The sequence below is a fragment of the Amycolatopsis sp. WAC 01376 genome, assembly GCF_003947415.1.
Lineage (GTDB): Bacteria > Actinomycetota > Actinomycetes > Mycobacteriales > Pseudonocardiaceae > Amycolatopsis.
In genome coordinates, this window is sequence record NZ_QHKL01000003.1 from 1,046,087 (window position 1) to 1,060,157 (window position 14,071).

Consider the following 14,071-nt stretch of genomic DNA (forward strand, 5'->3'; position numbering starts at 1 on the left):
AGGTCAGCGCAGGCTGTGCCCCGGCGCGACGACGCCGGTCTCGTAGGCGAACACCACCGCCTGGCTGCGGTTCGCCGCGCCCAGTTTCCCGAAGATGTTGCCCACATGGGTCTTGACGGTTTCGAGGCTGATCACCAGCTCGGCCGCTATGTCCACATTGGACATCCCGGTGGCGATGAGCCGCAGCACCTCGGTCTCCCGTTTCGTCAGCGAGGACGGCCGGGGAGCGAGGCCGGACGGCGCCGGGCGCGCGGTGACCATCCGCCGGATCGCGTCGGGGAACAGCAGTGTCTCCCCGGCGGCGACGGTGCGGATGGCGTGCGCGAATTCCTCCTTGCGCGCCCGCTTCAGCAGGAACCCGCTCGCCCCGGCGAGCAGCGCGTCGTAGACGTAATCGTCGTTGTCGAACGTCGTGATCACGAGGACCTTCGGCGGCTCGGCCGTCCCGGCCAGCACCCGCCGGGTCGCCTCGATCCCGTCCACTCCCGGCATGCGCACGTCCATCAGGACCACGTCGGGACGCGTCCGCCGCACCAGGCCGACCACCTCGCCGCCGTCGCCCGCCTCACCGACCACCGTCAGATCCGGCTGGTTGTCCAGCAGCGAGCGCAATCCGGCGCGCAGCAGGGGTTCGTCGTCGACGATCAGGACGCGCAGTGTCATGAGTGCGACCGTAGCGGGATCGTGGTCACCAGCCGCCACAGCGGTTCCCCGTCGACGGCAGGCCCCGCGACGAGCTCGCCGCGCAGGGCTTCGACACGTTCGGTGAGCCCCGGCAGCCCGTTGCCGCCGCGGCCGGAAACGGCCGCGTACTCCACGAGCGGGTTCACGATCTCGATCCGCAGCGCGTCGGCGAGGACCGCGACCCGCACGGAAACCGGGCCGGGATGGGCGTGCCGCAACGCGTTCGTCAGTCCTTCTTGGACGATCCGGTACGCCTCCCGCGAAAGGGTCGCGGGCAGTTCCGCGGCGGGGCCGGTCAGCTCGTAGTCGATCACCGCTCCGCCGGATCGGGCGCGTTCGGCCAGCGTCGCGGCCTCGATGAGCCGCCGTTCGGGTTCGCGGGACGACCGGTCCTCCCGCAGCAGGCCGAGTACGTGGTCGAGGTCTTCGAGCGCTGCCCGTGAAGACTCCTCGATGGTGCCTAGAGCCTTCCGCACCAGCTGCGGTTCGGAGTCGACCAGTTCGGCGGCCGCGGCGGCCTGGATGGTCGACGTCGTCAGCGTGTGGCCGATGGAGTCGTGCAGTTCGCGCGCCAGCCTGTTGCGCTGTTCGAAGTGGTTCGCCCGGACCTCGGCCGCGGCGACGCGTTCGGCGGCCGAGGGTCCCAGCAGCGCGACCGCGCTGTACTGGAACAGTTTGGTGAAGCCGGCGAGGACGTACGCGATCACCACGAGTGTGAAGAACCCGATCGGCAATGTCCACGCTCCGGCGATGCCGGGTTCGATCGTCACCTCCTGGCCGAAGATCGCGATGGGACTGCCGCCACCGCCCGCCCACACCAGGGTCAGGACGAATCCCAGGAACAGGAAGCAGCCGAGGCCGAACAGCACCCAGCCGAGCGCGGTGTGCACGACCAGCCATGCCGCCGAGCGCCAGCGCTCCGGCCAGGCGATCTTCGTATTCGGCAGTGGCTGCGCGATCCGGGTGCCCAGCATCTGGTTCGCGAACCAGATGCCGACGCGCCGCATCGGCCCCGGCAGCCCGGCCAGCGCGACCAGCACGCCCATGGCGAGCACGCCGTAGACCGCCTTCGCCCGCACGTCGCCCGGGATGAGGACGGCGGGGATGAGCGCGATCGGGAACGGGATCGCGGTGATCGCCATGCCGAGGAAACCGAACGGCACGCTCCGATAGCTACCGATCCGCACCAGCGGTTTGAGGGGGTTGACCATGACCGGAACGCTATTCGCCCCGGCCGTGCGCGCACCTCCCACTGGGGTGCCATTTCCCGTCATCCTCAAGACCGGCGGGGCGGTCACAGCCGGTTAGCGGGCGTTAGCGGTGTCCTCCTACACTCGGGCGCGTGGCTCACCGACCTTTGATCGCACCCAGCATCCTCTCCGCGGACTTCGCCCGGCTCGGCGACGAGATCCGCGCCGTCGCGGGGGAGGGGGAAACCCGCGCGGACTGGGTCCACGTCGACGTCATGGACGCGCACTTCGTGCCGAATCTGACCCTGGGCCTGCCCGTGGTGAAGTCGCTGCTCAAGGCCACCGACGTGCCGATCGACTGCCATCTGATGATCGAGAACCCCGACAAGTGGGCCATCGGGTACGCGGAGGCGGGCGCGTACAACGTCACCGTGCACGTCGAGGCCGCGCACGACCCGATCGCGCTCGCGAAGAACCTGCGCGCCGCCGGGTCCAAGGCCGGCCTGTCGATCAAACCGAACACGCCGATCGAGGACCACCTCGACACCCTCAAGCACTACGACACACTCCTGGTGATGTCGGTCGAGCCCGGTTTCGGCGGCCAGTCGTTCATCGAGGGTGTCCTCGACAAGGTGCGCACGGCGCGGCGCCTGGTCGACACCGGTCACCTCAAGCTCGTCGTCGAGATCGACGGCGGGATCAACGCCGACACCATCGAGCAGGCCGCCGAGGCCGGTGTGGACTGCTTCGTCGCCGGTTCCGCCGTTTACGGCGCCGAAGACCCAGGTAAGGCGGTCGCGGCGCTGCGCGAACAGGCGGCCCGTGCCCGCGGCTGATCCCGCCTCTTGATCCGCCGTCGGGTCAGGAGAAGGAATCGGCCCCGATGGGTGTTGGATGAGGGGAGCACCGTTTCCAGCGGCGGTGCGAGCCAGGAGGAGGGCAGCAGGAGTGTTCACCGGCATTGTCGAGGAACTCGGCGAGGTCACCGCGGTCGAGCAGGTCCCGGACGCCGCGCGGTTGACCGTGCGGGGTCCGCTGGTGACCAGCGACGCCGGGCACGGTGACTCCATCGCGGTGAGTGGCGTGTGCCTCACCGTGGTCGCGGTGGCGGGCGGTGAGTTTACCGTCGACGTCGTGCACGAGACCCTGCAGCGCTCCAGCCTCGCGAAGGTCCACGTCGGTGACGTGGTCAACCTCGAACGCGCGACGCCGGCGGGCGGCAGGCTCGGCGGGCACATCATGCAGGGCCATGTCGACGGCACCGGCGTCTTCCTCAAGCGGGACGAGCAGGGGCTCACCACGTTCGCGCTGCCCAAGAGGCTGTCGCGGTACGTGGTCGAGAAGGGGTCGATCGCGGTCGACGGCGTTTCCCTCACGGTCGCTTCCGTGACCGACGAGGAGTTCTCCGTCGCCCTGATCCCGACCACCCTCGAACTCACCACTCTCGGCCGGAACACCCCGGGTGACCTGGTGAACCTCGAGGTCGACGTGGTCGCCAAGTATGTCGAAAAGCTGGCCATGCCGCATCTGCGCGCGCAGGGGGACAATGGCGGTACGGAGGAGCGGGCGTGAGTGAGACGAGTGCGATTCCGGGGTCGGCTGATCTGACCCCCTGTGGAGGCGGGGTGGCCGTGAACGCCGATGCCATCGAGGCGGCGATCGCCGACATCAAGGCGGGCCGTCCGGTCGTCGTGGTGGACGACGAAGACCGCGAGAACGAAGGCGACCTGATCTTCGCGGCGGAGAAGGCCACGCCGGAACTGATGGCCTTCATGGTGCGCTACACCTCGGGTTACGTCTGCGTGGCGCTGACCGAGGCCGAGGCGGACCGGCTCGACCTGCCGCCGATGTACCACACGAACCAGGACCAGCGCGGCACCGCGTACAGCGTCACGGTCGACGCCGCCGAGGGCATCACCACCGGCATCTCCGCGGCCGACCGGTCGCATACCGTCCGGCTGCTCGCCGACCCGGCGTCCAAGGCGTCGGACTTCCGGCGGCCCGGCCACGTGGTCCCGCTGCGCGCCAAGCAGGGCGGCGTCCTGCGGCGCCCTGGACACACCGAAGCGTCCGTCGACCTGGCCCGTCTCGCCGGGCTCTCGCCGTCCGGCGTGCTCTGCGAGATCGTGTCGCAGAAGGACGAGGGCGACATGGCCCGCCGCGACGAACTCGAGGTCTTCGCCGCGGACCACGACCTCAAGATGATCACCATCGCCGACCTGATCGCGTACCGGCGGCGCACCGAGAAGCAGGTCGAGCGGGTCGCCGAGGCGCGTATCCCGCTGGCGGCTGGCACGTTCCGCGCGGTCGGTTACGACAGCCTGCTGGATGGCATCGAGCACATCGCGTTCGTCTACGGCGAGATCGCCGACGGCGAGGACATCCTGGTCCGTGTGCACTCCGAATGCCTCACCGGAGACGTCTTCGGCTCGCTGCGCTGCGACTGCGGCCCGCAGCTGGAGGCGGCACTGGAAGCGGTGGCCAAGGAAGGCCGCGGCGTCGTGCTCTACATCCGCGGACACGAGGGCCGCGGCATCGGGCTGCTGCACAAACTGCAGGCCTACCAGCTGCAGGACGCCGGCGCGGACACCGTCGACGCGAACCTGCAGCTCGGCGTCCCCGCCGACGCGCGGGACTACGGCACCGGCGCGCAGATCCTGTGCGACCTCGGCGTCCGCTCGATGCGGCTGCTGACGAACAACCCCGCCAAACGCGTCGGCCTGGAGGGCTACGGCCTGCGGGTCACCGGGCGGGTGTCGCTGCCGATCTCGCCGAATCCGGAGAACCTGCGCTACCTCAGGACCAAACGCGACCGGATGGGCCACGACCTGTCCCAGCTGGAGCATTTCGACCAGGTCGGCGCCGAGGTCGACCAGGGCAACGGAGGTGGCAAGCGGTGAGCGGCGAAGGCCGTCCGGACGTCGAACTCGACCTGTCCGACTGTAAGAACATCAGGCTCGGCATCGTGGCCACACGCTGGCACACGAAGATCACGAGCGCGCTGCTGGACGGCGCCCTCGCCGCGGCCAAGGCGGCCGACCTGGAGGAAGAGCCGACGGTCGTGCGCGTCGCGGGCGCCGTCGAACTGCCCGTCGCCTCGCAGGCGCTGGCCCGCACCCACGACGCGGTCGTCGCGCTGGGCGTGGTCATCCGGGGCGGGACGCCGCACTTCGAGTACGTCTGCGACGCGGTCACCGCGGGCCTGACCAGGGTGGCGCTCGACGAGAGCACCCCGGTCGGCAACGGCGTGCTCACCTGCGACACCGAGCAGCAGGCCCTCGACCGGTCCGGCCTGCCCGGCTCCGTCGAGGACAAAGGCTACGAAGCGACGGTCGCCGCACTGGACGCCGCGCACGCGCTGCGGAACCTGCGCCAGCCGTGGACCGAGCGGGGCTTCGTGTGAGCGTCGAGGCGGATGTGATGACGAAGTCCGAGGTCGTGGTGCTGCGGCCCCGCCGTGCCCTGGTGATGTGCTCGGTGCTGGCGGTGATCCTGCTGGCGACGTTCGTGGTCGTCGCGGTGCTGCTGCGCGGCTCGGACACCGGCGTGATCTTCCAGCCGTCCGACCAGGCGGCGATGATCGGCATCGGCGTCCTGCTCGCCGCGGGCACGATGCTGTTCGCGACCGCGCGCGTGAAGGCCGACGCCGACGGCATCGAGGTCCGGAACGTGCTGATCACCAAGAAGTTCGCGTGGAGCGAGGTGCTTTCGGTGAGCTTCCCGGACGGTGCCTCGTGGGCGCGGCTGGAACTGCCGGACGACGAGTACTACTCGGTCATGGCCGTGCAGGCGGTGGACCGGGACCGGGCGGTGGCCGCGGTGCGGTCGCTGCGGCGGCTGCACAAGGCGGCCTGGGAAGGCTGACGCACTCTCCCTAGCGTGCAATGAAGGGGCCTTTCATAGCAAAATTTGCTATGAAAGGCCCCTTCATTGCGTTCGGGGACCGGCACGGACGCGGGTCACCGCAACGCCGGGGACGGCTGCCATGAAAGGTCCTTTCCTTGCGAAATTTGCCAGGAAAGGACCTTTCCTAGCGTTCGGGGCGGGTGCGGGCCGCAGTGCGGGGGCGCACTCAAGTGTCATGAAAGGGTCGTTCAGGACAAAAAACGTCCTGAACGACCCTTTCATGACGTCCGGCGCGGGACCCGGCAAGCGCTCAAAGCGAAAGATCCACCACGATCGGCGCGTGGTCCGAGGGTCCCTTCCCCTTCCGCGCGTCACGGTCCACATAGGAATCCGTCACCGCACCGGCCACGACGGCGTCGGCGTACACGAGGTCGATCCGCATTCCCTTGTTGTTCGGGAAGTTCCCCGCCCGGTAATCCCAGTACGTGAACGGGTGGTCGTACTTCAGCGGCCGCGGGAACACGTCCGACAGCCCGAGGTCGCGCAGCGCGGCGAGCGCCTTTCGCTCCGGCTCGGTCACGTGCGTCGATTCGGCGAACACGCCGATGTCCCATACGTCCGCGTCGGTCGGCGCGATGTTGAAGTCGCCGAGCACCGCGAACGGCAGTCCGCGCGCCTGCTCCTCCCGCACGGTCGCCTCCAGCGCCGAGAGCCAGGCCAGTTTGTAGCCGTAGTGCGGGTTCTCCAGGTCACGCCCGTTCGGTACGTACACCGACCACAGCCGCAGCCCGCCGCAGGTGGCGCCGATGGCCCGAGCGTCGGCCTTGTCCTCGAAGGTGGGCTCACCGGTCAGGCCGCGCGTCACGTCTTCCAGGCCGACGCGGGACACGATCGCGACGCCGTTCCAGCGCCCGATGCCGTACGCGGCCGTCTCGTAGCCCAGTTCCTTCACGGCGTCGACGGGGAAGGCGTCGGTGCCGCTCTTGAGTTCCTGCAGGCACAGCACATCCGGTTGCACCGAGCCGAGCCAGTCCAGGACCCTCGGCAGCCGGGGCCCGATCGAGTTCACGTTCCAGGTCGCGATCCGCATGCCCGCGAGCGTCCCACACCCCACCGACACGACCACGCGAAAGGGCCCCTGTCGCGACGGGTCACGTCGCGACAGGGGCCCGGCCGGGGTGGAGGTCAGACCCCGGTGGTCGAGCGGATCCAGGAGCGGGCCGAAGCGACGCTGCCGTAGTTGTTGGTGCCGCGGATGTTCGAGCCGCTCTGGTTCTGCACGGTCGAAGCGACACCGACCTGGACGCCGTTGTAGACCTGGGGGCCGCCCGAGTCGCCCTTCCACGCCGAGCCGTTGATGCCGACGCTCTGGATGGCCGGGCCGCCGTAGGCGTCGCGCGAGCTGCCGGTGACGCGGACGTCGGCCACCTTCAGCGCCGAGGCGGGCGGGCCGGTCGGGGTCTCACGGCCCCAGCCGTAGAGCTTGTTGGTGCTGCCGACCGGCGGGTTCGAGCCGGTCAGGGAGATCGGCGTGACACCGGCGTCCGAGGCCAGGTGGAGCAGCGAGATGTCGGCGCCGTTCGGCGAGGACACCTTGCGGTCGACCGCGATCTCACGGCCGCCCTGCAGCGCGTTGCTGCCGACGCGGACTCGCATGCCGCTGCCGTCGGAGTCGAGGCAGTGCTTGGCGGTCAGGACCCAGCGCTGGGCGATCACACTGCCGGAGCAGTTGAAGCCGTCCCACTGACGGCCGGGGGTGTTGACGTAGATCTGGGCGCCCCAGCTCACGGTCGGGGCGGTGCCGCCGCCCACGATGTTCGGCTGGACACCGGTGGGGGTACCCGCGGAGGCGACCGCGCCGGCGGTCATGGTGAGGGCTGCGGCGGCGAGGGTGGCGGCGCCCAGCGTGCGAAGACGGCTCACGGTGCAGGAGTCCTTTCGAGCGTCATCTGACGAAGAACCGAATGAAGTGGAACTGGGACGGAAAGTAGTCACCCGGTTCACCCGCTAGGAACCAACGAACGTCTGATCCGGCCGAAGACCAGACTTAGGTCGGTATACGTAATTAAATACGGACCGCATCGTGGTAGGCGCCACTCGAATGAGGGTTAGGGCATGGGGGCTCGCAAGACTGTCGGTGGTGCCCCATAGGCTGGACGACGTGGCTGACCCGACCACCTACCGTCCCTCGCCGGGGAGCATCCCGGACGCCCCTGGCGTGTACAAATTTCGCGATGCCACGAAGAGGGTCGTCTATGTCGGCAAGGCGAAAAGCCTCCGCAGCAGGCTGAACTCGTACTTCGCCGACATCACGGGTCTGCACCCGCGCACCCGCCAGATGGTGACCACGGCGGCGAGCGTCGAGTGGACCGTGGTGAGCACCGAGGTCGAGGCGCTCCAGCTGGAGTACAACTGGATCAAGGAGTTCGACCCTCGGTTCAACGTCCGCTACCGCGACGACAAGAGCTATCCGGTCCTCGCCGTCACGATGAACGAGGAGTTCCCGCGCCTGCACGTCTATCGCGGCGCGCGCAAGAAGGGCGTGCGGTATTTCGGTCCGTACGCGCACGCCTGGGCCATCCGCGAAACGCTCGATCTGCTGCTCCGGGTCTTCCCGGCGCGCACCTGCTCGGCGGGCGTCTTCAAACGGCACGGCCAGATCGGCAGGCCCTGTCTCCTCGGCTACATCGGCAAATGTTCCGCGCCCTGCGTCGGCAAGGTCTCCGCCGACGAGCACCGCGCGATCGTCGAGGACTTCTGCGACTTCCTCGCCGGTCGCACCGACGCGCTGATCCGCCGCCTGGAACAGGAAATGGCGGCCGCGTCGGAGGAGCTGGAGTTCGAGCGCGCGGCCCGGCTGCGCGACGACCTCGGCGCGTTGCGGCGCGCGATGGAGAAGCAGGCGGTGGTGCTCGGCGACGGTACCGACGCGGACGTCGTCGCCTTCGCCCACGACGAACTCGAAGCCGCCGTCCAGGTCTTCCACGTGCGCGGCGGCCGGGTCCGCGGCCAGCGCGGCTGGGTGATCGACAAGGCCGAAGAGATGGACGTCAAAGACCTCGTCGACCATTTCCTCACGCAGTTCTACGGCGAGGAGGCCGAACGCGCGGACGACCCCGATCTCGGGTCGCCGGTGCCGCGCGAGGTCCTCGTCCCCGAGTTGCCCGCCGACGCGGAAGCGCTCGGCGAATGGCTTTCCGGGCTACGCGGTTCGAGGGTGAGCCTGCGGGTGCCGCAGCGCGGGGACAAGCGCGCGCTCGCGGAGACGGTGACGCGCAACGCCGGTGAGGCGTTCACGCAGCACAAACTGCGCCGCGCGGGCGATCTCACCGCGCGCTCGGCCGCGCTGGCGGAACTGCAGGACTACCTGGCGCTGGAAACCGCGCCGCTGCGCATCGAATGCGTCGACATCAGCCATATCCAGGGCAGTGACGTGGTCGCCTCGCTCGTGGTCTTCGAGGACGGGATCCCGCGCAAGTCGGAGTACCGGCGTTTCGCCCTGCGCGAGGCCGCGGAGGAAGGCGACGTCGCGTCGATCGCCGAGGTCGTCCGCCGCCGGTTTTACCGCTACCTCAAGGAAACCGCCGAGGGTGTCGCGGTCGATCCGGATCGGCCGGGTATCGACCCGGAGACCGGTAAACCGCGCAAGTTCGCGTACGCGCCGAACCTGCTCGTCGTCGACGGCGCGGGCCCGCAGGCCACCGCCGCCGCGGACGTCCTCTCCGAACTGGGCGTCACCGACGTCGCCGTGGTCGGTCTGGCGAAACGGCTGGAGGAGGTGTGGCTGCCGGGCGATCCCGATCCGGTGATCCTGCCGCGCACCTCCGACGCGCTGTATCTGTTGCAGCGGCTGCGTGACGAGGCGCACCGCTTCGCCATCCGGTACCACCGGGAGAAGCGGTCCAAGCGGATGCAGGTGTCCGCATTGGACGGTGTGCCCGGGCTGGGGCAGGCTCGGCGTACCGCGCTGATCAAGCATTTCGGCTCGGTGAAGAAACTCCGCGAAGCGCGGATAGAGGAGATCGAGGCGGTGCCCGGCTTCGGCAGGCGCACCGCGGAAGCGGTCGTCGCGGCACTCGCAGGGGAGAAAGCCGCGGCGGCGGGGGAGTCCGGTACGTGATCGGTGAAGGGACCATCGTGAGTGCGCAAGAAGAAGGCCGCGGTTCGGGGATGGAGGTCGCGGTCGTTTCCGGGCTGTCCGGAGCGGGCCGCAGCACCGCCGCGAAATGCCTGGAGGATCTGGGCTGGTTCGTGGTGGACAACCTGCCGCCCGAACTGATCGCCACCATGGTCGAGCTCGGCGCGCAGGCGCGGGGCGCGATCACCAAGGTCGCCGTGGTGATGGACGTGCGCTCGCGCGCGTTCACCGACGACCTGGCGTCGGTCATCAAGGATCTCGACGCCCGCGGGTACAAGCCGCGTGTCCTGTTCCTGGAGGCCACGGACGCGGTACTGGTGCGCCGGTTCGAGGCCGTCCGCCGAGGCCACCCGATGCAGGGCGACGGCAGGCTCGCCGACGGCATCACCGCCGAACGCACGCTGCTGGAGCCGCTGCGCGAAGAGGCGGACCTGGTGCTCGACACGTCGTCGCTTTCGGTGCACGACCTGCGCGCCAAGATCGAGGATGCCTTCGGTTCCGAGGCGAGCACGCAGACCCGCGTCACCGTGCTGTCGTTCGGCTACAAGTACGGCCTGCCGATGGACGCCGACCTGGTGATGGACGTCCGGTTCCTGCCGAACCCGTTCTGGATCCCGGAACTGCGCGACCACACCGGTCTCGAAGGTGAGGTTCGCAACTACGTGCTCAGCCAGGAAGGCGCGGACGAGTTCCTCGACCGCTACCACCAGCTGCTGCGCCTGATCGGCGCGGGCTACAAGCGCGAGGGCAAGCGGTACCTGACCTTGGCCGTCGGCTGCACGGGCGGAAAGCACCGCAGTGTCGCCATTTCCGAGGAGCTCGCCCAGCGTCTGTCCAATGAGGACGGTATGGCCGTGAAGGTGGTGCACCGCGACCTTGGCCGCGAGTGATCCGCGCGCGGTTGCTCTGGGTGGCGGGCACGGCCTGCACGCCACCCTCACCGCGCTGCGCCGGGTGACCTCGCAGGTCACCGCCGTGGTCACCGTCGCGGACGACGGGGGCTCGTCCGGCAGGCTGCGCCGGGAACTCGGGCTGCTGCCGCCGGGCGACCTGCGGCAGGCCTTCGCCGCGTTCGCCGCCGAAGACGGCGGGACCCTGTGGGCGGAGGTGTTCCAGCACCGCTTCGGCGGCGACGGGGCTCTTGCCGGGCACGCGGTCGGGAACCTGTTGCTGGCCGGATTGTTCGAAGTGCTCGGGGATCCGGTCGCCGCGCTCGACGAGGCGAGCAGGCTCATGGGCATTTCCGGCCGGGTGCTGCCGATGTCACCCGAACCGCTGGAAATTCAAGGTGAGGTTTCGGGGCTGGACGCCGAGAATCCCGAGGCGCTCCGGCGGATTCGCGGTCAGGTGGCGGTGGCGACGACGCCGGGCCAGGTGCACCGGATCAGCCTGCACCCGACAGGGCAGGCCGACCGGCCGCCGCGCGGGTGTCCCGAGGCCATCGAGGCCGTGCTCGCCGCGGACGTGGTGTTCCTCGGCCCCGGGTCGTGGTTCACCAGCGTGCTGCCCCATCTGCTGGTACCGGATCTGCACGACGCGTTGCTCCGAACGGACGCCACGAAGGTCGTCATCCTCAACTTGATCCCCCAACCGGGGGAGACGGCGGGATTCTCTCCGGAGAAGCATTTGGACGTACTGTTCGAACACGCCCCGGAATTGCGGGTGGACGCGGTCATCGCGGATCGCGACTCGGTGCCCTCACCAGCCCGGTTGCGGGACGCCGCCGAGAGACTGGGCGCGAGGGCGTTGCTGGGGGCGGTGGCTGACCCGGTCGTGACGGGGCGGCATGATCCTGATGCGCTCGCGGGCTGTATGCGAGACGCTCTCGGTCTCACCGGGGGAGGAGCTGAAGGTATGGAGGGGCAGCGATGGCGATGACCGCCGCCGTGAAGGACGAGCTGAGCCGGCTGGAGATCACCAAGATCGGGCCGCGCCGCGCGGAGGTCGCGTCGATGCTGCGATTCGCGGGCGGGCTGCACATCGTGGCCGGCCGCGTCGTGGTGGAGGCCGAACTCGACACCGGTTCGGTGGCGAGGCGGCTGCGCAAGGAGATCCACGAACTGTACGGACACCAGTCCGACGTCCACGTCATTTCCTCCAGCGGATTGCGCAAGGGCACGCGGTACGTCGTCCGGGTGGTCAAGGACGGCGAGGGACTCGCCCGGCAGACCGGCCTGATCGACCAGCGCGGCCGTCCGGTGCGCGGACTGCCCGCCGCGGTGGTGTCCGGCGGCGTCGCCGACGCGGAAGCCGCCTGGCGCGGCGCGTTCCTGGCGCACGGTTCACTCACCGAACCCGGCCGCTCGTCGTCACTCGAGGTGACCTGCCCCGGCCCCGAGGCCGCGCTGGCGCTCGTCGGCGCCGCCCGGCGGATGGGCATCCAGGCCAAGTCGCGCGAGGTCCGCGGCGCGGACCGGGTCGTGGTGCGCGACGGTGACGCCATCGGCGCCCTGCTGACCCGCCTCGGCGCGCACACGAGCGTGCTCGCGTGGGAAGAGCGGCGCATGCGCCGCGAGGTGCGCGCCACCGCGAACCGGCTCGCGAACTTCGACGACGCCAACCTGCGGCGCTCGGCCCGCGCGGCCGTCGCGGCGGCGGCCAGGGTGGAACGCGCGCTCGACATCCTCGGCGAATCCGCCCCGGATCACCTGCTCGCCGCGGGCAAACTGCGCCTGTCGAACCGGCAGGCCTCGCTCGAAGAACTGGGTCAGCTGTCCGATCCGCAGATGACCAAGGACGCCGTCGCCGGCCGGATCCGCCGCCTGCTGGCGATGGCCGACAAGAAGGCGAAGGAACAAGGCATTCCGGACACCGAATCCGCCGTCACCCCGGACATGCTCGAAGAAGACGAAGCCTGAGCGAGTAGCCCGCGTTCAGTCCTCTAAATGCGGTACTTGCGTGTGCAAGGACCGCATCCAGAGGACTAAATGCGGTAAGGCAAGGGTGTTGTGTGTCGGGCGAGACGGTGGGCTGGGTGACGCGACACCGTACTCGCGTGCTCGGACCCGGATCTCGCGAGTGCGGCGTCCAGGCACGCGAGTTACGTCCTCAAGCACGCGAGTCACGCCTTCACGACCGGCCGCCGAGGTCACAGCCGTCCCACTGTCACCAGGGATCACATCTGACGGTAGCGAAAGCCTCCTTCCCTACCTTCAGAGTAGGGAAGGAGGCCCTCGCTACCAGGAGAACGCGTACGCAGGAGCGACACCGGCCCCGCGCGAGGAAACGCTCACCGGTCTGTGAAGGCCTCCTCGCACGACACGTTTGACTTTCGGCTCACTAAATGTGCTGCTCGCCGAAGACTTCGCACGTGGCTGGGTCCCCATCGAGCGCGGCGGTGGCGAGGAGGACGGCACCAGAGGTCCACGTCGTGCGCTCGTCCGGCCAGAACTCGTCGTCCGCGTACTGATATCCGGTCCAGTACGAGCCGTCGTCGAGCCGAAGCCGGGCCACGCAAGCGAGGAGTTCGCCCGCGCGGGCCCGCTCGCCGCGGGTGGCGAGGGTCAGTGCCAGTTCGGCGGTTTCCCCGCCGGTGACCCAAGGTTCGTGGTGCACGCAGCGTACTCCGAGGCCGGGTTCGACGAACCGGTCCCAGCCCGCGGCGAGCCGCGCGGTGGCGTCGTCGCCGGTCATGACGGAACCCAGGATCGGGTAGTACCAATCCATCGCATGCGGTTTCGCGGCGAACAGGCGTGGCTCGCCGAGCAGAGCCGCGCGGAGCCGCCGCGCTGCGTCCCGCCACTGTGGACGGTCCAGCCCCATCGTGGCCGCGAGCGCCAGCGCCTGGGTCAGTGCGTGGTGAATGCTGCCGCATCCAGCGACCAAGCGGACTTCGGGGTCGTCACGCCAGGAGATGGCGCCCGACGGCTGCTGTCGCCGCAGGACGGCGTCGACGGCCCTGTCCACGACCGGCCACATCCGGTCCAGCCAGGCACGGTCCCCGGTCAGCAGGAAATGGTGCCGTGTCCCGACCGCGACATAGGCGGTGAAGTTCGTGTCCATGGTGGACAAGTCGATCCCGCCGTCGCGATACCTGGCCGCCCAGGATCCGTCAGGACGCTGGTTCCGAAGCAGCCAGTCGTACGCGGCTTCGGCCTCTGCCTTCAGTCCGGCGACGTCCAGCCCCATGGCGGCTTCGAGGTGATTCCACGGATCGAGGTGTCCGCCGGTCTCCCAGGGGATCCCGCCGTCCGGCCGTTGCACGGCCGCGATC

At 69.4% G+C, this 14,071-nt stretch carries 14 protein-coding genes; 9 read left to right on the forward strand and 5 right to left on the reverse strand.

Annotated elements, in window-relative coordinates:
- Positions 1-3: 3 nt before the first annotated feature.
- Positions 4-663: a response regulator transcription factor gene (locus DMH03_RS21745; protein WP_125793786.1), complete on the reverse strand. Its 660-nt coding sequence runs from the start codon at positions 661-663 to the stop codon at positions 4-6.
- Positions 660-1,895 carry a sensor histidine kinase gene (locus DMH03_RS21750; protein ID WP_125793787.1) on the reverse strand — a complete coding sequence of 412 codons (1,236 nt, stop codon included), beginning with the start codon at positions 1,893-1,895 and terminating at the stop codon, positions 660-662. Before DMH03_RS21750 ends, DMH03_RS21745 begins: the two co-directional genes overlap by 4 nt.
- Before the next feature lie 146 nt (positions 1,896-2,041).
- On the opposite strand from DMH03_RS21750, the gene rpe reads away from it, so the two are divergent.
- The 5 genes from rpe (at position 2,042) to DMH03_RS21775 (ending at position 5,738) form a co-directional block, all read left to right on the forward strand.
- Positions 2,042-2,710 (forward strand): ribulose-phosphate 3-epimerase, encoded by a 669-nt coding sequence (rpe, locus tag DMH03_RS21755; protein WP_125794020.1) that lies wholly within the window; start codon positions 2,042-2,044, stop codon positions 2,708-2,710.
- A 112-nt stretch (positions 2,711-2,822) separates the two neighbouring features.
- Complete coding sequence (locus DMH03_RS21760) at positions 2,823-3,446, forward strand: riboflavin synthase (protein WP_125783662.1); 624 nt, start codon at positions 2,823-2,825, stop codon at positions 3,444-3,446.
- A 53-nt stretch (positions 3,447-3,499) separates the two neighbouring features.
- Complete coding sequence (locus DMH03_RS21765) at positions 3,500-4,774, forward strand: bifunctional 3,4-dihydroxy-2-butanone-4-phosphate synthase/GTP cyclohydrolase II (protein WP_199748986.1); 1,275 nt, start codon at positions 3,500-3,502, stop codon at positions 4,772-4,774.
- On the forward strand, positions 4,771-5,277 hold the full coding sequence (gene ribH / locus DMH03_RS21770; RefSeq protein ID WP_125793789.1) for a 6,7-dimethyl-8-ribityllumazine synthase: 507 nt from the start codon (positions 4,771-4,773) through the stop codon (positions 5,275-5,277). Before DMH03_RS21765 ends, ribH begins: the two co-directional genes overlap by 4 nt.
- 17 nt (positions 5,278-5,294) lie before the next feature.
- A complete protein-coding gene (locus tag DMH03_RS21775) occupies positions 5,295-5,738 on the forward strand; it encodes a PH domain-containing protein (RefSeq protein ID WP_125793790.1) in 444 nt (147 codons plus the stop codon).
- A 292-nt stretch (positions 5,739-6,030) separates the two neighbouring features.
- Here the strand turns inward: DMH03_RS21775 and DMH03_RS21780 are convergent, their stop codons facing one another.
- Together DMH03_RS21780 and DMH03_RS21785 are read right to left on the reverse strand one after the other, a co-directional pair.
- Positions 6,031-6,810, reverse strand: coding sequence for an exodeoxyribonuclease III (locus DMH03_RS21780; protein ID WP_125783669.1), 780 nt, complete (start codon positions 6,808-6,810; stop codon positions 6,031-6,033).
- Positions 6,811-6,905: 95 nt separating this feature from the next.
- A complete protein-coding gene (locus DMH03_RS21785) occupies positions 6,906-7,643 on the reverse strand; it encodes a trypsin-like serine protease (RefSeq protein ID WP_125793791.1) in 738 nt (245 codons plus the stop codon).
- Positions 7,644-7,881: 238 nt separating this feature from the next.
- On the opposite strand from DMH03_RS21785, the gene uvrC reads away from it, so the two are divergent.
- Genes uvrC through whiA form a run of 4 tightly spaced genes read left to right on the forward strand, consistent with a single transcriptional unit; the run spans position 7,882 to position 12,716 of the window.
- Entirely contained in the window at positions 7,882-9,840 is a 1,959-nt protein-coding gene (gene uvrC / locus DMH03_RS21790; RefSeq protein WP_125793792.1) for an excinuclease ABC subunit UvrC, read from the forward strand.
- Positions 9,841-9,890: 50 nt separating this feature from the next.
- Positions 9,891-10,748, forward strand: coding sequence for an RNase adapter RapZ (gene rapZ, locus DMH03_RS21795; RefSeq protein ID WP_034311885.1), 858 nt, complete (start codon positions 9,891-9,893; stop codon positions 10,746-10,748).
- A complete protein-coding gene (yvcK, locus tag DMH03_RS21800; RefSeq protein ID WP_125793793.1) occupies positions 10,735-11,736 on the forward strand; it encodes a uridine diphosphate-N-acetylglucosamine-binding protein YvcK in 1,002 nt (333 codons plus the stop codon). Before rapZ ends, yvcK begins: the two co-directional genes overlap by 14 nt.
- Entirely contained in the window at positions 11,727-12,716 is a 990-nt protein-coding gene (gene whiA / locus DMH03_RS21805) for a DNA-binding protein WhiA (RefSeq protein WP_061980674.1), read from the forward strand. Before yvcK ends, whiA begins: the two co-directional genes overlap by 10 nt.
- A 421-nt stretch (positions 12,717-13,137) precedes the next feature.
- On the opposite strand, the gene DMH03_RS21810 is transcribed toward whiA, so the two are convergent.
- Positions 13,138-14,061 (reverse strand): prenyltransferase/squalene oxidase repeat-containing protein, encoded by a 924-nt coding sequence (locus DMH03_RS21810; protein ID WP_199748959.1) that lies wholly within the window; start codon positions 14,059-14,061, stop codon positions 13,138-13,140.
- Positions 14,062-14,071 lie beyond the last annotated feature (10 nt).